This is a genomic window from Sphingomonas sp. Leaf412, from assembly GCF_001425405.1.
Lineage (GTDB): Bacteria > Pseudomonadota > Alphaproteobacteria > Sphingomonadales > Sphingomonadaceae > Sphingomonas.
In genome coordinates, this window is sequence record NZ_LMQP01000003.1 from 1252385 (window position 1) to 1270051 (window position 17667).

The following is a 17667-nucleotide window of genomic DNA, read 5'->3' on the forward strand; positions in this document are numbered from 1 at the left end:
GACTGGGCTGGAATGTGGACGCGCATGTAAGGGCGTGGCGTGGCGTTGGCAAACGTCGAACGGCGCGATAGGCCGTCGGCCATGGCCCGCTTCCTCCTCGCCGCCTCGGCGCTCGCTTTGTCCGCCACCGCCGTGGCGCAACAACCCTCCCCGTCCGCGCAGCGCCGCGCCGCGCCGCCCGCGCCCGTGAAGGTCGACCCCCGCGTGGCCGCGCTGCGCGACGCCGCGCTGACCGACGACGTCGCCTATGACATCGTCGAGGGGCTGACGACCGAGGTCGGACCGCGGCTGGCGGGGACCGAGGCGGAGGCACGGGCGCGCGACTGGAGCCTGCGCAAGCTGAAGGCGCTGGGCTTCCGCAACGTGCGGATCGAGACGTACCGGATGCCGACCTGGGTCCGTGGCGAGGAACGCGCGGAGATCGTCGCCCCCTTTCCCCAGAAGCTGACCCTTGCCGCGCTCGGGAATTCCGCCGCGACGCCCGCGGAGGGATTGACCGCCGAACTGATCGTCTTCCCGACCTTCGGCGACCTCGCCGCCGCACCCGACGGCAGCCTGAAGGGTAAGATCGCCTATGTCGGCAACACGATGGCGCCGACGCAGGACGGGTCCAGCTACGGCCAGGCGGGCGCCGCGCGCTTCACCGGGCCGGGACTTGCGGCGCGCAAGGGCGCGGCGGCGATCGTGATCCGCTCGATCGGCACCGACACCCACCGCATGCCGCATACCGGGATCACCGAATTCCCCGCAGGCGTCACCGCCATTCCCGCCGCCGCGCTCGCCGCCCCCGACGCCGCGCTGGTCGAGGGGATGGCGAAGCGCGGCAAGCCGATTCGGATGAAGCTGCTGCTGACCCCGCGACAGATCGGGGAGCAGGAAGGCGGCAACGTCATCGCGGAGGTGCCCGGCACCGATCCCGACGCGGGCATCGTCCTGATCGGCGGCCATCTCGACAGCTGGGACCTCGGCACCGGCGCGATCGACGATGCCAGCGGCGTCGCGATCACCGCCGCGGCGGCGAAGCGGATCATGGATTCGGGCCGCCGTCCGCGCCGCACGATCCGCGTCGTGTGGTTCGGCGCGGAGGAGGTCGGCGGTTACGGCGGCGACGATTACGCGAAGCGCCATGGCGGCGAACGCCACGTCCTGGCCGCCGAAAGCGATTTCGGCGCAGACCGCGTATGGCGCCTCGAAACCACCCTCCCCGACAGCGCGAAGGCGGTGGGCGACCGGCTCGCGGTCGCGCTGGCCCCGTTGGGCATCGTGCGCGGAACGGGCAAGGCGGGCGACGGCGCGGATATCGCACCGATCGTGGCCAAGGGGGTCGCGGGCGTCGACCTGAACCAGTCCGGCCTGCGCTATTTCGATATCCACCATACCGCGGACGACACGCTGGAGCGCGTCGACCGCGAACAATTGCGCCAGAACGTCGCCGCCTGGACCGCCATGCTGGCCATCGTCGCGGACGCGCCGGAAGCCATCGGACCCGTCACCCGTCCGTAGGGCGGATGCGGCGGGTCGTTACAATTGGTTATTGACCTACGGATTCGGTAGGGTATTCGGGGCGTTCGCGACGGCGATGGGGTCGGCCGCGAGTTTTCCAATGCTTGGGAGCATTCGAATGAAGAAGATCCTGCTCGTTGCCGCCGCCGCCGGCCTGATGTCCGTCGCCGCCTGCTCGAAGACCGAGACTCCGGTCGAGAACAACGCCGAGATGGTTGCCGACAACCTCGAGGACATCGCCGACAACGTCGCCGACAACTCGGGCACCACCGCCAATCCGTTCGCCGAGGACAACGCCGAGGCGGTTGCCGAAAACCTGAACGCGGTTGCCGACAACGTCCGTGACGCTGCCGACGACGCGGCCGACAACGCCAACTGATCGTCCGGACCGACATCCGACCGGAATTGACGCGCCGTGAGAATACCTCTCGCCGCCATTGGCCTGCTGCTCGCCGCTTCGGCATGCAGCAGCGAACCGGAACAGACGTCGGTCCGCAACGACGCCGAACAGATCGCCGCCACGCTGGAAGCGAAGGCGGACAATCTCGAGGCGCTTGCCGACAGCACCGCCAACGCAGATGCGGCGGCGATGCTGGAAGGTGCGGCCGACAATGTCGAGACGCAGGCGGACAACGTCCGCGACGCGGCCGAGACACGGTAGCATCGGGATCACGGCGGTCGGAACGGGGGCGCACCTTCTTCGGAAAGGGGCGCCCCTTTTCGTTGCACCCGCCCCCGTGTCCCCCTATTCGACCTCCCGCGTCGGGGAGTGGCGCAGTCCGGTAGCGCGCCTGCTTTGGGAGCAGGATGTCGCAGGTTCGAATCCTGTCTCCCCGACCAATCTTTAATAATCGTTGTTTTACAATGACTTAACTCGAGCCGCTGTAGCAACGATGGTGACGTCTGCTGTAGCGAGTTTGAGATGCTTGGTTCGTTGAACGATTCTGATCTTGCGTGTGACTCGGCGCTTTGGCGGGAAGTGCTACCGGCTGTGCGCATTGCCATCACGCGCGGTCCCCTTCCGCACGCGGACTTCGACGGTTGGGAGCGGCATTGCCGCGAAGAAAATTGCCTTGCCGTAGAGTCGATGCGTTGGCTTGATGATGCCTCCTCGAACGCGCACGCTGAGTGGTCCACGAGTCCGTCAGAACTCTTGCGCTCCGAAGTGCACCTGATTGATCATGCACGCGCCGCGTTGCGGCGACGGGCAGCCGACAAATCGAGCGGCTAGGGTTTCTCGTGCGCCACCATATTGAACGGAACGGATAGGGAACATACTTGCACTCATCGGGATGGTGCGGCATGTATATCCGATGAAGGCACTCGATCTTTTCTCAGGACCTGGCGGCTTGTCGTTGGGCATGAAGCGGGCTGGGATCGACCCCCTCGCATGCGTCGAGAAGAGCAAGGATGCGGTGGCGACATATGACGCTCACACCCCTAACGCTGAACATCACCACTCTGACATTCGCAGCATCTCGTTTGGGCGCTATCGCGGGACTGTGGACCTGATTTTCGGCGGACCACCTTGCCAGCCGTTCTCAACGGGCGGCTTGCGTCGAGGCACGGCTGACAGCCGCAACATGTTCCCGGAATTTATTCGCGCGTTGAAGGAAGTTGGTCCTGCGGCGTTCTTAGCGGAGAATGTCCCAGGTCTGACTACCCGTAGCCGGATTCATTACCTCGCGAGCCTTGTGAGCGAGTTCGAGGCGTTAGGGTACAACGTCTCTTGGAATGTGGTGTCCGCAGCTGATTACGGCGTGCCACAAAAGCGTCGTCGTCTCATCATTGTAGGCATGAAGAACGGGACATTCTGGTTCCCGAAGCCAACACACGGGCCAGATGGCCACACACCTCACGTCGCGTCTGGCAGCGTGATCGACAAGGCGGTGCCACTCGGCGAGCCACCCGATTGCCCCGTTGTCTACGCAAAATATCCAGATCCACGCCGCAGCCCTTATGCTGGTCACGTCTACAATGGCGGCGGTCGCCCTATCGATCTGTCGGCGCCGTGCCACACGCTATTGGCCTCTGCGGGCGGCTATAAGACACATTGGATCGATACAATGGACATCGCCCCCGATTATTCCGCACATCTGATGGCGGGGGGCGCGCCTCGGGATGGGTTCGTTCCCGGTGCGCGTCGCATGTCGCTAGAAGAGTCGGTGCTAATCCAGACCTTCCCATCGGACATGTGGTTCGCAGGCTCACGGTCGTCGCAGTACACACAAGTCGGCGACGCTGTTCCGCCTATGCTAGGTCACGCACTTGGTAGCGCGCTGCGAAGCCAGCTCGAAGGAGCTGCGATCTCACCGCTGACGCACTATCAACCCGAGGCGACATTGCCTTTGTTGGTGGCCGCTTAATGCCCCGCAATCTGTTGGTCGAACGCGCCGTTGACGTTGCGCTTGATCGAATGGACGCCTTCATTGAAGGCGAAAAGCTCGCGGCCTTACCAGACGCTGCGGCACGCGCGGCGATGGACGGGCAGCTTGGCCACGGTTCTAACAGCGTGCGGTTAGCGTCGCTGTTCTTCGTCTTTTATGCGACGGTCGATACGGGCTGGGACTGTAATTCGATCCCCACGGGCATTCGGGGCACCTACGGCGACAAGCGGTTGGCGACGCAACTAGGTCTTCGTAGCATCACACTTCACAACGCCGTTACGGCTTTCGGCGAAAATCTTGGCTGGAAAGGCAACGTCACCAACTCGCGGCTTCAGAACGACGTGCGGTTCGACGGTTTCGCCCGCAGTCTTGCTGGCCTGAATGTTGCGCAGCGAACGCTATGTGCGGACTATATGGCGGCGCGGTTCGCCGAAAGCCGGAAGGTGATTGCACCATTGCCGCCGGTTTCCGACGACGTTTTAACCTACGCCCGTGCGCGGAAGCTGTTTTATTCTCTGATTGCCATTCCGTCCGAAGGTAACGTTCAGCAGTTCCTCATTGCGGCGCTACTGTTCGTCCATCGCCAGCGGTACGGTTATGACATTCGGACACACCACGTCCATGCGTCCGACCGGTTCGACGCGACTGCCGGCGACATTGAGGAATTGCTGAATGGCGATCTTGTGCGCGCCTTTGAAGTGACCGTTCGCCCGGATTGGAAGAACCGTGTAGGGGACTTCCGCAAAAAGATGGATGGTGCGAACCTCCGCAAGTATACCATCATCGCGTCTAACGTAAACAGCGACGACGATCTTGCAGAACCTGCTGACATGATACGCTTTCTTGCGCCGTATGGTCGTGATATTGCATTCGTAGACATAAGCGACTTCGTCAACGTATTTGCAATGGAACTGCATGCAGACGAACTCCGTCGAGCCGTGACGCAGACATACAGCTATCTTACCACACCCAGTTTGTGCGGCCGCGCCGATATTGTTGACAAGTTCAACGCGGTAGTCGAGGGCTGGCTGGACGAAGCTGTTTGATCTCTAGCGGACGCATCGATTGAATCGTGATGCTCTGTCATTTCTCAAACCCGAGCGCCTTATAAATCCGAAGCGAAGAGCGCGGGGACGCTGCGTCACACTGAAATGAGGTCGAAGCCCTTGACATGCGCGAGCTTCGTCACCGTATCGGGTCCGCGCTTCGCGGCACATGATTCGGACTATCATGGACATCGCTGCGAGTTCCAATGGAAACGGTGGCGGGATCAACCCCGCTTCTCTACTCGCTGGATCGCGGCGCGGCTCACACCGTATTGCCTCGCCAGTGCACCGAGTGACACGCCGCTCGACCGGCTCGCAAGCACGTCACGCTGCTGATCCCGTGTGAGAACTGTCGGGCGCCCGAGCACCTTCCCTTCCGCCCTGGCGCGCGCCAGGCCAGATTGCGTGCGTTCGATCAGTAGGTCGCGCTCAAACTCCGCAACGGCGTTGATGACGCCCATGGTCATTTTGCCCGCCGCGCTTGTGAGGTCCACCCCGCCAAGGGCTAGACAGTGGACCCGCACTCCCTGCCCTGCCAACGCCTCTACCGTAGCCCGCACGTCCATGGCGTTGCGCCCCAAGCGATCCAGCTTCGTGACGATCAGCACGTCGCCATCTTCAAGGCGATCCATAAGCTTCGCGAACCCCTTGCGATCCATGGCCGCTACCGACCCTGACACGGTTTCGGCGATCACACGCCGCGGCTCAATCGAGTAGCCGGCGCTCTCGATTTCCCGCACTTGGTTGTCGGTGTGCTGATCCCCGGTGCTGACGCGGCAATAGGCGAAGGTGCGGGCCATCGGTGCGACTCCTGTATCGAAAGCGTGCATCGTAACTACCAGCGTATCGAAATTATCGTCAACCTATATTTCGATACATCCGTCGCATCTGGCTCGTAATCGGTCGTTTCCGATACGGCGGACGAGAAGACCAGTGCGCTTATGCCATCGCACAAGGGTAGCCATCTCGCGGCGACTGATTGTTGCTCATCATTTGAGGCTGGAGGAGCGGCAATTTTCTTGGTGCGAGGTTGAATAGGGCTGGAAAAGTTGATCCGTTGCATCGCTTCCGCAATTGGCCTAGCCAACGCCGAAGGGTTGGAGGCGAGCCATACTTAGTATCTTCACATGGCCCTTTGACGCCGGTTCCGCCTTGGTGGTAGCGGGTTGGGGTTTTTGGTTTGGCGCGCTAGGACTTGTTCTCACTGTCGGTGGTTTCAGGATCACGTGGGTTCAGCTAAAAAGGACAGAGAATGCTGCCGAAGCCGCCAGCAAAGAAATTGCTCGCATACAGCTAGCTATTGCTACCTACGACGCAGCGCAGGAAACGTCCCGAGCTATGACGGCCTTGGATGCGGCAAGACGCCACCTTCGGAATACTGCCTGGGCCGACGTTGCAGATAGTTACGAAACTTTTCGGCGCTCCATAATGACCGTCGCTGCCATTCAGCAGCTTACCGACGAGATGGGCGAAGAGGTAGTCGCCGCAAGCAAATATGTTACCCGCCTTTGTGAGCGTATCGAAGAAGGGCTTGTTAAAGGTACTGTCCAAGTCGATACTGCCAAGACAATATCGATGATTCGTCAACATGATGAGTTAGCTGGACAGATAAGCCTGCATTTGCAGAGAGGTGCGATACAGTGAGTGATACGATCCGAAAGTACCGTACGTTAGTAGAGAAACTTTACATTCGTACCAAGTCCGATTTAATAAATTGGAAATGGGACGAAGAACAGAAAATTGTATCTTCTAAGATTGCAGATCTGTTCGTAGATTTAAAAAAGGGTGTCAACGACAATTTTGAAGATTTGTATAGCGTTGTTGTCTACGGACCCGCCGGTCATGTTGTCGATGAGTTTAATGATGAATATATTTCATCGCCCTCGGCAAAGCCGGGAACATTGAATTTTGATTCTTATTTCTTTTTGATGGACGCTTTATACGAAATGGCTTACCGAAAGTCGATCGGCGCAGATAAGGCGCTTGATCAGATTTTAACGTATCTTGATGAAATCGAAGATCCGTTCTGATAATCAGTCGCCAATATTCTTTGTTGTGACATCTAGTAGCGCCGCCCCAAAGTCGTCCCTGCCCACGGAATCCCGCTTCGTCATATCCCGCGATTTTTGGGCCATACCCAGCTTGATTAGCAGCTGCCCCAGCATCGCGACGTTCCGGCGGTGGTTCTCCTGATCCACCGGCTTGCCATCCAAGAGGTCCGCGGTAGCCTGCTCGCAAAGCATCGCGATCGTCGCTGCATTCATCAGCAATAGGCGTTCCGATGCCGTGGGGTTGCGGCCTAGCTGCTCCGTGAGGTCCGTTCCGATCGATCGGAAGCGACGCGCCTCCATGGTGCGCCCGTCCACCTTGCGGCCTGCCACGACCAGATCGAACGCCGGGGGTTCAATGGACACTGGCTGTTCCTCCCATGGAATACCCGATCGCCTGGGCAGCTTGGATCACGCGGGCCGTGGTAGCGGGTGCGATACGCCCAGTGCCCTTGAGCGCCCGCGCTACCGTTATCCCCGACACACCGGCATGCTTCGCGACGTCCGCCATAGTGACGGTGCAGGGGTTATTTTGGACATGATCGACATACGCCAGCACACAGTCGCGGGTGGTCCGCGGTTCCAGGCCAGCGAGCGTGCATACCATGGCGAAGTCGTCACCACCGTTCGCGAACCATGCGCGGGCGGATTGCTGGATAGTGCGATGCGTATCCCCGATGCGGCGCCCGCCAGCCGCCTCTATCGCCGCGTTGGCGACGACGCCAAGGAATAGGCGTTGTTCGGGGCTGATCGCGCGGGAAACGGTTGCGGACTGGTCCAGGGCGTAGCTCATGCCGCCCGCCTCAGTACCGCCTTGCACCGACAACCGGCTTCCAGGGGCGGCGTGAAGCACGGCCCCAGGGGGGTTGCGAACGGCTGGTTTAGGGGCACACCGTCGCGGTTCATTGCGGGCACCTGGGCATGCGCGAGGCGCACGCGCTCGTCCCCGGCGGTCCGCCAGTACCGGCGCTGATCGGCGGGTAGCGCGCCAAACCGCTGGGCGATCTGCCACCCCGTGAGCTTGGCAGCTTCCGCGATGCTGTGCGCGGCGTTCCCGGCGACTGCCTTGGTGCGGGCGTTGCGAAGGGCACGCGCGTGCTTGTCCAGGATCGCTTCCGCCTGGGCTGGCGTCGTTCCGATGCGGATGGCCTTCGTGAGCATCTGGCGCTGGGCAGCGGTGATGTTGCCGCGGGTCGGTGCCAGGATGGCGTTGGCGTCGGCGCGGGGGTCCGCGGCATGCGCGACCAGGGCTTCGCGCACGACGTGAAGGGAACGGGCCTGATTGCTCGAAAGGCCGGTGATGCGACGTATCTGGGCCGCGCGGCTGTCGGGGCTTCCTGGGGCTACCAGCATGCGCTGAAACGTCTCCCGTAGAGCGTTGGCGCTTTCGTGGAGGTAGGCGGCGCGGAATGAGCGAACGGCGCTGTCGCGGGCTGTGGTGGCGTCTGCGGCGTTTGTGTTGGCGACATGACGGACGTGCGCCGCTGCCAATGCCGTGATTGCGGCGAAGAACGACGCAAGGCCGATTGCCATGGCTGTGGCGTCCAGGGCATCGGCGAGTCCGCTGTGGTCCAGTTCGTCGGTGCCGATGAAGGTAGCAAGCTGTTCGCGGTAATGGTCGCGGGCGTCCGCGCCATCGTCGTCGGCGTGGCCCAACATTGCGGCGAGTAGCATGATGTCCAGACTGGCGATGGCATCATCGATCGCGGCGTTCAGGGCAGCTTCGATGTCCGCTTCCTGCTGATCGGTGAGTTGGTCGATAGGATCGATCACAGCTGGACCTCCGCGACGTTGGCGGACGATGCGCGCAGATGCGGTTCGATCAGTCGACGGACGTGCTTGGGCAGCTCATCCGTGATCGTCGGGAAATACATGGTCATCGAGTCGCCCAGCATCCGCTGCATCACGGGGGCGCCGGGGAGCTGCCCTTGCGCAAGTAGGTGGATAGCAAGCTCTACAGCCGCGGCTTCGATCGCTGGTGGGGTCGCGACGGTAAGCGGATAACCATGGGGACAGCGATCGGGCACACGCGGCCATGCCAGTGCCTGCGTCGGGGCTACGGATCGCCCCTGCCAACGCATGCGGTCTAGCAGCGCCGTCGCGGTGATAAGTGCCTTGCTTTGATCGCCTTCGTTGGCGCGATGCCATGGGTCCGCGAACAAGCGGGTCGACGCGAACGCATCCGCCGCGGGGTGGCTGACATACGAGTTCAGGCCGGCGCTGATTGTCCAGGCGGGCGGCGGGCCTTCCTCGATTGGTTCTTCGTCGTTCAGGTCGTCGTAGGTCACGTCAGGGATACCTTATGGAGCACGCCACCGGGGAGGTTTCGGCGCTCCAGGCGGACCACCTTGAGGGCGGTTGCGTCGGGCAGCTCGAATGTATCGCCGATGATGATTGGGTGGGGGTGGTCGATCAGCCACACGGTCGCGGTGGCGTTGGCGATGGCCTCGTTGGATGCGGCGCCAAGCGTCTTGCCTGGGCTGTAGGTCACGCGGGCGCGGTGAAGGGTGACTGTGCCGCGGCCCGGTGAGAAGGACAAGCCGTTACCGCTCCAATTCTCGCTAGGTGCCACAATGGTTTCGCGCCCAAAGATGTCGCGGACCGGATCGCGCCAGTGGCGCACGGTATCGGTCATGAGCGGCAAGAGGTCAGCGAGCATGGGGCACCTTTAAAAGAGGTTGCCACCCGCGCGCCCCATTTCAGGAGAGTGGGCGCCGGTGGCTTTCGGGGTTTTGCTGCACGGGCACTGTCCGAATGATCCCGCGCCGGGTGTTGCCACCCGGCCCCATCCACTCCGATGCGCGCGGCGGGCATCCTTTCCAGCGCATCGAATATGTGGGTGGCTTCTATTGCCCGTCGGGGAGCTTACGCCGCCTTCACGCCCTTGAGGCGGGCCGCGGCCTTGGGATGCTTGATGACGTAGCCCGAGTACCATTCGGTGCGCGTCCGAAGCGCGGGCTTGTCGTCCACCTCGCCCAGGTCGCGCGCTTCGATCGGCTTCGTCTGGATTCCGTGCATCGTGTCCGCGCCGAAACGGACCGCATAGATGCTGGCCGTCGCGTTCGCCGTGCCCTGGGCTTCATCGAAGGCCAAGATTTCCGCGCCCGTCTCGTCTTCCTCCACGATGCCGAACGGAACGCCGGCATAGCCGTCCAGTTCGCGGCCGAGCTGGTCCGTGGAGATCGTGAGGGCATTGACCGATCGGGCGAGCTGGCGAGCGCGCCGGCGGATGGTCTTGTTCATGAGCAACAGCGTGGGCGTGCCGCGCACCGCGTCGACCAGCTCGTCCAGCATTTCCAGCGTCAGCACGTTTCCGTTGGCACCGGCGGACAGAACCTGTTCCCCGGTCAGCCGGCGGTTGAGTCCGTCGAACTCCTTGGGGTTCGTGGAAGTGTTGCCGTCGAAGAAAGTGCGGCACCACGTCAGCGCCGCCGCCTTCGCCTTGAGTGCGTCGTGAATTGCGCGAGTATCGTTGTCGCCGGTCTGCATCGCAATCTGGGCAACGTCGAAATCGCTATCGCCTCCCAAGATGGTAAGCGTCTCGGTGAGCGGGTTCACAACGCCGGTGCTTTCCACGTAGCCCTCGTTGAAGCCGCGGAAGGCAACACCGGGAAGCGATGTCTCACGGTTGTAGGTGAATGCATTGCCGGCGATGTTGATGAACGGCATCGCAGCGAGCACAGGGTTCTCGGTAGCGAAAATCTCGACAATACCGGACGTGAGCTGATCGGGGTTCAGCTTCGCCCATTCGGTGATCGTTAGCACTTGAAGGTATCCTCTCTTGTATTGTTATTTGCGGTATCCGCCGGCCATGCGAGCAAAGACAGGCAGGGACGACGGATCGGGGGTGGTCGGTGTGATGGAAGGCTTGCCGCTGTCGGTCGCAGGTACGACGGGCTTGGCGTCGAAAACGCCGGTGGCCTTCGCGGTGTCGAACCACGCGAGCTGTTCCGCGGGCGACATGCTGGCGGGGATCAGCCCGCGAAGAGCTTCCGGGACGCCGGCAAGCACGGTGGCCGCGGTGGCCGCGAGCTGGGCCTTGAGTGCGGCAAGCTCCGCGACGGCGGGGTCAGGCGTGGGGGTCTCGTTTTCCATGTTAGCTCCTACAGGGGCAGCGCGAGTGCGGCGGACTCGTCGCGGCGGGATTGAAGTTCGCGCATCGCGGCGGTGCGATCGGGGTAGCCATCGGGATTGATCGCCATCAGCGCGTCGGCGGGGGACCAAAGGCCCAAGTCGATTTTCTCGCGGCTGTTGGCGAGCTGTTCGGATTCGGTCAGGCTGTCCATCAATTCGGCGAAGTCGACCGCGATCGTGGCATCGTCGGGGATGGTGCCGGGGCGGTGCGTGTTCACAACCGCCTTGAGCACAGCGAACAAGCGGGCTTCGCCGATGCGCCATTGCGCGATGTCGTCCAGGCGTTCTTCCCGAAGCTCGATGCGGCCCGCGTGCTTCGCGCTACCGGACTCGGCTACCTTGGACAGGTCGAAGACGTCGCTGCCCACGCCGTGAGTGGCCGCTGTCTGGCGCATTACGAACTCGATCGCCGACAGGATCGATGCGATCGGCGAATTGGGAGAAGCGAAGCCGAAGGTGCCGCCCTGGGGTAGCGCAATCGCGCGATCGGGGCCGAACTGTAGGATCTCGTTGGCGCTGATACCGGATGCCCAGGCTTGCCCGTGGGCTTGGCTTTCCACCGAGCGCCACAGGTTCGCGAGCGCGACGTTCACGGCGTCCTGGGCTTCGATGAGGTCATCGCCACCGGGGAGGAAGAACTGGTCGTCGGGAAGCCGATCGAACAACGGGACGAAGGGGAGGACGCCGTAAGGGTTGGCGTTGCCAGGGTTGCCGTCGATCCGGCGGGGCGCGCCGCGGTAGTTAAGGCGGCGGTAGCCCGTTGCAGTCCAGTCGCTGAAAGTCACGTCTTCCGCGCGGGTGGCGCCGTGCGTGATGATAACACGCTCGGGGTGCTCGGGGTCGCTGTAGAGCACGTCCAGTACGTTCGGGGTGATGACGTTCAGCGTTGGCACGCCAGCGGCTTCGTTGAAGCCCACCTGCAAGACCGCGGTTTTGCATAACTTCGTATATCGCGAAGCCTTCTTGAGCACCGCGTCGGCGTTGATCGACCGATAGAGCGCGTCCATCGTTGCTTGGTCGACGCCCGTGAATACCCGGCGGGGCTGGATGCGATAGGTATTGGCGCGGCGGTTCGTAATCGCGCGAACCATGTTGATGCTGAATACGCGGAACTGCTCGGGGCGCGACCACCGGCGGGCAATGAGCTTGAGCGTGTCCTGTGACTGCTCGTCCCAATAGTACCGAAGTCGACGCGCGCAAATATCCTTGCGATCCTTCGACGCGGTGGCTATACGGACAGTGTCAGATGAAAACAGCACTTGGATCAGTAAGCCTTAAAGCCGAAAATACTGTAGCAGTATAAATCAAAAATCGATGTAAGTCACGATGTTTTTCATCGTGGGACGGTGTGTGCGCCAATATTTTTCATTCTTGTTGTCGCGAACACTTCAAACGCCAACGGCTGGACCGGCTTGCGGTCGCGATAGGCATCGAAAAGCCGTGACGCCTCGCGCATCGATCGACATTCGCGGGCGCAAAGGGGGACGTGCCCCCCGCCATTCAGCACGCACGCCGCGACCGATGGTCCGCGTCCGTTGCAGTGGATGCCGTCGAGTTCGTAGGGGTTCAGGGATACGTGGCGCAGCGAGTGCGCGGCCCAGGCGACAGCATGCACGAAGTCGTCATGCGCGCCGCGGGGGTGCGTGAACTTCGGGATGGCGGCTTCGCCATCGGTTGCCTTCCCGTCCGAGTGGACCTCGAACACCGCCAGCTCCGAAAGCAAATCTTTGAAGGCCGGGTGGACGTGAAGGCGCTGTTCCGCCGCGGCCTGCCACAAGCCCATGAAGGCCTGATACTTCGTCCGCCGCGAGGGGTGGATTACCTCTACGCCGGAGCTGAACGGCTGCGTCGCGGCCCAATCAGCGACGTCCTGGGCACCGTACGATTCCAGGGTGGCACGGGTCATGCCGTATCCGCGGTGGTATCCATCCAGGCGGCTCTTGATGCCGCCCAGGCGCCCCAGGAACACGCTGTCGGCGTCCAGGACGTACAGGTGCTCTTCGTCATCGATCACGATCTTTGCGACGCATGCGGTGACGGTGCGGTCGCCATGCTTCGATCCACCGAAAGCGCGGTCCAGGCCACCGCCGACGATGTATGCGGACCCGGCGGCTAGGGCCTTCACGTCCAGGGGATACTCGTGCGTGCATGCCGCCAGCACGTCGGCGGGGAACAAGGCGCTGGTCGCGTCACCCCAGCGGTTGAGGTGGTACAGCGCGAAGTCGTGCGGGAGCATCTGGCGCGCGAGCGAGCGCAGCTTCTTTTCGCTGATCCAGGGCGGCGCGTTGTGGCATGCGTCGTCCAGGTCGGCGTAGGATATGTGGCTGAACGCGATCGACGTGTCGGGGTCGGTCGGATGGGTCGCGGCCTGATACAGCTCGTAGAGCTTGTTGGATTTCGGCGAGACGGTGCTGTCGATCAGCATCAGCGAGCCGGCGGTGTCCAGCAGCGAGCCGGCAAGCGCCGCGAACACCTCATCACCGCGGGGCGCGGCATGAAGCTCCGAGACTTGCGCTGTCGACAGCTTCTTGCCCCAGAGGGCAGCGGGATTGGCGCTGAACGCTTGGATCGTGGACCCGGCGGTCGGGAACTCGATACGATCGCCCAGCACATTGATTGTCCCCGCCGCGACCAGCCGCTTGAGCAACGGGGTTTGCTCGAAGGCCTCGCGGATCGACCGGAACGCCGTGTCGACCACTTGCTTTTCGCTGTTGGCGACAACCGCAACGTTTTCGGTCGCGCGGGTCAGAAACCGCCACACGATCACCATCGCCGACGTGACGGACTTCCCGTGCCGCCTGGGCCAGCAGAACACCGCGACGGACACGTCGCTGCCATCCAGGGCCTTCGCGATCTCCGCGGCTTCACGGGGGCCAGGAACGAAGGGGGTGAACCCGCCGGTGCTGGACCGGACACGCGGCTGCACTTCGTCCAGAAACCGGAAGAACCCGGCGGACCCTTGGCGCCACGATGCGATCGACGCGGCAAGATTGGACGTGGTGTAGGCGGTGGACACGGATGATCTCAAATCGGGGAGGTCGGGAGCTGATGGAACACCGCGTGGTCGCGGGATCAGTCTAACGACGCTCGACTTGAGCGGCCCGTCCTGGGCGTGGACCGCACGCGGTCCGGGTAGTTCGAGGTGCCTAGCGCCGCGGAGCGGCTAGTGGCCCGGTGCAATCAAGATGACGGCGCTTTCGTGATCGCCTCGAACGCCGCAAGTGGGAAACACCCCGGAACGTCATGATCTACATGACAGCATGACTATACCAGGATCAGAACAGGAAGGGAACGAAAAACTTCATACCCGCCGAATGGGTGCGCTTCTCGAATGACAAGAATCAAAGCGAGCTGTCACGGAGTGACAGCGAAGCTTATTACCCGACCGAAGGGAGGGTAAACGTACCAATCGCCCTAAGACGATGATCGCCCCACCTGCGGTGGGACGATGATCTGCGCCTTCGCTACGCTACGGCTTGATTCTTCTCGCTTCGCTCGATGCGAGTACACATACATGTCGTCAGAAATATGATGTAATTTGAGACGACGTGCATCTGTACGGGGTGGAAAACGGCAGTTTTACGTTCCTGTGCAGCTCAAGCCTCTTCAAAAACCTCCGAAATCACCCCGTTCAAAAATCGTCCGATTGAACGGGGTGGATTTGTGTCTACGTCGCGCCCGAAGTCGCCCCATACCGGCGCGCCGTCAGGCTCGATCTCAAGTTTTCCAATGCGGGTGATGGCTTCATTGACCCGCACACGAAGCGATGTCTCTGGCTTCCCCTGATCGCGGCCCAGCGCAATCATAGCGCGGGTTACGTCACCGCCGGTGACCTCCCCACCGTGGCGGTGCTCGATCGCAGTCAGGACCTGCCACACGTCGCATGTCAGAGTGACGGTGCCGCTGGGGAGGTTCCGCAACCATGTCGGCGCGCCGGGGGTTGCCACCGCCTTCACGAGCGCGGCGTGTCGCCGCTCGCGCTCGTCATCAAACGCCGTTAGCGACGACGCGGCAACGGTCTTTGCCCGTTTCGCCTTCCGCGTCTTCGCGTCGCGATCTTGGCGTTTCCGCTTCGCCTCCGCGGCGCGCGCCGACGACAGTGCGTCGGCGTTGTCAGATACCCAAGCGCGCTCGTTGCAGGCGGTTGCGAACTCGGTGAAGGTTCTGTGTTCATAACGAGCCACACCGGCCAAGGCTTGCGTCGCGTCCTCCCAAGCAGCGCGCTTGGCTAGGATTTCCGCGTCGCTCTCGACGCGGTGCTCCGCGAACTTCCCACAAGCTACTCGGGAAGGGCATCCATCGCACCATCGGGGCGGACCCTCTTTCCCCTTGTATGTGTCGCGCTTGTCCGAGAGGCCCCGAGTGAACTCGATAGGACTTGCAAAGCAATCGAGGTTCTTGATAGGCGGATGACTTATGTTGCCGTCCGCATCGATAACTACATCGGCTATCTTGAGCTTATCTCGGCGGTTCCGATACCTCTGGACACGAAGAACATGCTTGCCATCCAGAGCGATATAGGCTACATTACTGGCGATCATTGAAGCGATTCATTGGTTTATTCCTTGTGCACCTGCCCGCCGGTTCATGCCGGCGGGCTTTTTCTGTCACATAGAATAGACGACTATCCGCTAATTTGCAACGACGGTTTTTGAACGGGGTCAGTTAACCCACCGCCGGGAACACCACCCCATCAAACCGCACCCGCCGCATCACCGGCGCCAGGAACTGCACGGTGCCCTGCCGCACAGCGCCATAACCCCCGGTGGTCGACTTCTGATCGTGCCCCAGGGCGACGGCGATCTGGTCGTCAACCAACCCAACCTCCGCGCGCAGTCGGTCCGCCAGCTCGTGCCGGAAGCTATGCGCCCCCAGGCCATCCGCACCCGACTTGACGCCGATCCGGGTCAGGTAGTCGCGCCAGAACACCGAAGGCATCGCGCCTAGCTGATCGCGTTCGTTCGCGAGCAACTCCGGGAACAGGCGGCTATCGGCACCATGAGCACGGCGGGCCTTCACGAAGTCGATGAACCCCATTTCGACCAACTTGGCATGCGCCACCGCGGCACGCGATTGTCCCGCCTTCGTCGTCTGTCCACGATCCGGCGCGTGCATGATGTCGATCATCCAAGCCCCGCTCTTGTGGCGCGATATGTCGTCGGCGCGGAGCTGCGCAGCCTCCCCTACCCTCATGCCCGTGAAAAGACACAGCATGGGTATCCAGCGCCGCCAGTCGGTCGCCATGACGGTGCCAGGGCGGTGCTCCTTCCCGTCTGCCTCGAACCCCGTGAACAAGGGCGATGCGAGCACCTGATTGAGGCGCTCGGTGCCGAATGGGGGCCGCGGGTTCTTCCCCTTCACGCGCTTGAAGAACAAGCCGGTGCAGGGGTTCGTAAGGTCCCATCGCTCTTCGATCAGCCATGCGAACAGCGGCGATACCGTCGACAGGTGCTTGTTTATGGTCGTGAGGGCTATGCGGGGCATGTCCGCGGCGCGGGCCTTCTCCGCGGCTTCCCGCATCGTCAGACCCCGCATATCGGCGCGGTCGCGCCACTTCGGCGGTAGCTGGCGCATCGTGTCGCGATAGTCACGGACGTGCTCGGGCTTGATCGACGCCACGGCGCGATCGACGCCCACGAACTCCGCGAATTGCTCGATCACCTTGCGGTCTTGGGCGAGCGTGTCGTCACGCTTCCCTTCCTCTGCCTTCCGCACGTCGGCGTAGCGGTCAAACAGCTCTAGCAACGTCTCACCGGGCTTGGCCTTATCACGCTCTCGCTGGCGCACGCGGGCAACGAGCGGGCTTTCGGTGCATGCTTCCAGGTCGCCGCGCGCGCGGGCGTGGCCGGTTTTCAGCGCCGCCAGGCGCGCAGCGTTCAGGTCGGCGAGAAACTGGCGGTACGCCGGGGTGCCGGGTTCAAGGTCCAGCCCCATGCCGTCAATGATTTCAGAAGCCATACCCTCGACAAGCGAGTGGTCGCTGGTCGCTGCCAGCGGCATGAAGGCATCAAGCGCCGCCTCCGTGCGGTGCATATGCCGACGCCAGCCGCCGGGTTGCTGACGACGCAAATCGCTTTGCGCCAAGGCCTCGTCGTGTCCGAACTCTACTGCCAGCGCCTCTAGCTCCGCTTCGGTTGGCTGTCGGCGTGCCGACGACGCTTCGGGCAGCATATCGAACCCCTCCCCGCGCGCCGATGCCCATTCGCGCTTCCATTCGTCTAGAACCCTTAACGCACGGTCCGATGCGATCCGGCGATCGGTCGTGCCCATGGATTTGATGCGTTCCCTGGGCTTGCCAGGAGCATGAAGCGCGCGCGGAACCGGCACGCGAAGCTGCCAGGTGCCGCTCTTGCCGCGCTGGACTAGGTAGGTAGCGAGGGACATAGAAGCCGACTTCTCCGTGCGAGTGCTGTAGCAAGTCGTAGCACGTCTGCTGTAGCAAGTGGAGTCCGAAACCCGCAGAAAACCGCGACTCGCGGTAATTCCTATGTCAAGATTGGTCCTCGATTCGAATCCTGTCTCCCCGACCATTTCCGCCGCTTGCCAGCC

The 17667-nt window shown here is 62.4% G+C and carries 19 protein-coding genes and 1 tRNA gene; 8 read left to right on the forward strand and 12 right to left on the reverse strand.

Annotated elements, in window-relative coordinates:
• Positions 1 to 81 precede the first annotated feature (81 nt).
• From ASG29_RS13190 to ASG29_RS13210, 6 genes are all read left to right on the forward strand, one after another.
• The gene (locus tag ASG29_RS13190; protein WP_055984698.1) at positions 82 to 1503 is read left to right on the forward strand and encodes a M20/M25/M40 family metallo-hydrolase; all 1422 of its coding nucleotides are present in this window, start codon (positions 82 to 84) and stop codon (positions 1501 to 1503) included.
• 118 nt (positions 1504 to 1621) lie between these two features.
• Positions 1622 to 1882, forward strand: a complete 261-nt coding sequence (locus ASG29_RS13195) for a hypothetical protein (RefSeq protein ID WP_055984701.1) — start codon at positions 1622 to 1624, stop codon at positions 1880 to 1882.
• Between the two features lie 36 nt (positions 1883 to 1918).
• The gene (locus ASG29_RS13200; protein ID WP_055984705.1) at positions 1919 to 2164 is read left to right on the forward strand and encodes a hypothetical protein; all 246 of its coding nucleotides are present in this window, start codon (positions 1919 to 1921) and stop codon (positions 2162 to 2164) included.
• Positions 2165 to 2266: 102 nt separating this feature from the next.
• Positions 2267 to 2343, forward strand: a tRNA-Pro gene (locus ASG29_RS13205).
• Positions 2344 to 2816: 473 nt separating this feature from the next.
• Positions 2817 to 3869: a DNA cytosine methyltransferase gene (locus ASG29_RS16475; protein ID WP_082515991.1), complete on the forward strand. Its 1053-nt coding sequence runs from the start codon at positions 2817 to 2819 to the stop codon at positions 3867 to 3869.
• Positions 3869 to 4936 carry a hypothetical protein gene (locus tag ASG29_RS13210; protein ID WP_055984707.1) on the forward strand — a complete coding sequence of 356 codons (1068 nt, stop codon included), beginning with the start codon at positions 3869 to 3871 and terminating at the stop codon, positions 4934 to 4936. Before ASG29_RS16475 ends, ASG29_RS13210 begins: the two co-directional genes overlap by 1 nt.
• A 224-nt stretch (positions 4937 to 5160) precedes the next feature.
• On the opposite strand, the gene ASG29_RS13215 is transcribed toward ASG29_RS13210, so the two are convergent.
• A complete protein-coding gene (locus tag ASG29_RS13215) occupies positions 5161 to 5736 on the reverse strand; it encodes a recombinase family protein (protein WP_055984709.1) in 576 nt (191 codons plus the stop codon).
• A gap of 628 nt (positions 5737 to 6364) precedes the next feature.
• Here ASG29_RS13215 and ASG29_RS16800 point away from each other — a divergent pair.
• Entirely contained in the window at positions 6365 to 6580 is a 216-nt protein-coding gene (locus ASG29_RS16800; RefSeq protein WP_156458006.1) for a hypothetical protein, read from the forward strand.
• Positions 6577 to 6966 (forward strand): hypothetical protein, encoded by a 390-nt coding sequence (locus ASG29_RS16805; RefSeq protein ID WP_156458007.1) that lies wholly within the window; start codon positions 6577 to 6579, stop codon positions 6964 to 6966. Before ASG29_RS16800 ends, ASG29_RS16805 begins: the two co-directional genes overlap by 4 nt.
• A 3-nt stretch (positions 6967 to 6969) precedes the next feature.
• Here ASG29_RS16805 and ASG29_RS13220 read toward each other — a convergent pair whose 3' ends face one another.
• The 11 genes from ASG29_RS13220 to ASG29_RS13260 form a co-directional block, all read right to left on the reverse strand.
• A complete protein-coding gene (locus ASG29_RS13220; protein ID WP_055984712.1) occupies positions 6970 to 7350 on the reverse strand; it encodes a hypothetical protein in 381 nt (126 codons plus the stop codon).
• Positions 7340 to 7777, reverse strand: coding sequence for a LacI family DNA-binding transcriptional regulator (locus ASG29_RS17605; RefSeq protein WP_156458008.1), 438 nt, complete (start codon positions 7775 to 7777; stop codon positions 7340 to 7342). Before ASG29_RS17605 ends, ASG29_RS13220 begins: the two co-directional genes overlap by 11 nt.
• Positions 7774 to 8757 (reverse strand): hypothetical protein, encoded by a 984-nt coding sequence (locus ASG29_RS13230; RefSeq protein ID WP_055984717.1) that lies wholly within the window; start codon positions 8755 to 8757, stop codon positions 7774 to 7776. Before ASG29_RS13230 ends, ASG29_RS17605 begins: the two co-directional genes overlap by 4 nt.
• Positions 8754 to 9272, reverse strand: coding sequence for a DnaT-like ssDNA-binding protein (locus ASG29_RS16810; protein WP_156458009.1), 519 nt, complete (start codon positions 9270 to 9272; stop codon positions 8754 to 8756). The genes ASG29_RS13230 and ASG29_RS16810 overlap by 4 nt, the downstream gene beginning before the upstream one ends.
• Positions 9269 to 9643, reverse strand: coding sequence for a hypothetical protein (locus ASG29_RS13235; protein ID WP_055984720.1), 375 nt, complete (start codon positions 9641 to 9643; stop codon positions 9269 to 9271). The genes ASG29_RS16810 and ASG29_RS13235 overlap by 4 nt, the downstream gene beginning before the upstream one ends.
• A gap of 206 nt (positions 9644 to 9849) precedes the next feature.
• Complete coding sequence (locus tag ASG29_RS13240) at positions 9850 to 10749, reverse strand: major capsid protein (protein WP_055984723.1); 900 nt, start codon at positions 10747 to 10749, stop codon at positions 9850 to 9852.
• A gap of 24 nt (positions 10750 to 10773) precedes the next feature.
• A complete protein-coding gene (locus ASG29_RS13245) occupies positions 10774 to 11079 on the reverse strand; it encodes a hypothetical protein (RefSeq protein WP_055984725.1) in 306 nt (101 codons plus the stop codon).
• 8 nt (positions 11080 to 11087) lie between these two features.
• Positions 11088 to 12377, reverse strand: a complete 1290-nt coding sequence (locus ASG29_RS13250) for a hypothetical protein (protein ID WP_200932461.1) — start codon at positions 12375 to 12377, stop codon at positions 11088 to 11090.
• A 74-nt stretch (positions 12378 to 12451) separates the two neighbouring features.
• Positions 12452 to 14134: a terminase large subunit domain-containing protein gene (locus ASG29_RS13255; protein ID WP_055984726.1), complete on the reverse strand. Its 1683-nt coding sequence runs from the start codon at positions 14132 to 14134 to the stop codon at positions 12452 to 12454.
• Positions 14135 to 14714: 580 nt separating this feature from the next.
• Complete coding sequence (locus ASG29_RS16815; protein ID WP_156458010.1) at positions 14715 to 15659, reverse strand: hypothetical protein; 945 nt, start codon at positions 15657 to 15659, stop codon at positions 14715 to 14717.
• Between the two features lie 124 nt (positions 15660 to 15783).
• A complete protein-coding gene (locus ASG29_RS13260) occupies positions 15784 to 17502 on the reverse strand; it encodes a tyrosine-type recombinase/integrase (protein ID WP_235532909.1) in 1719 nt (572 codons plus the stop codon).
• Positions 17503 to 17667: the final 165 nt, after the last annotated feature.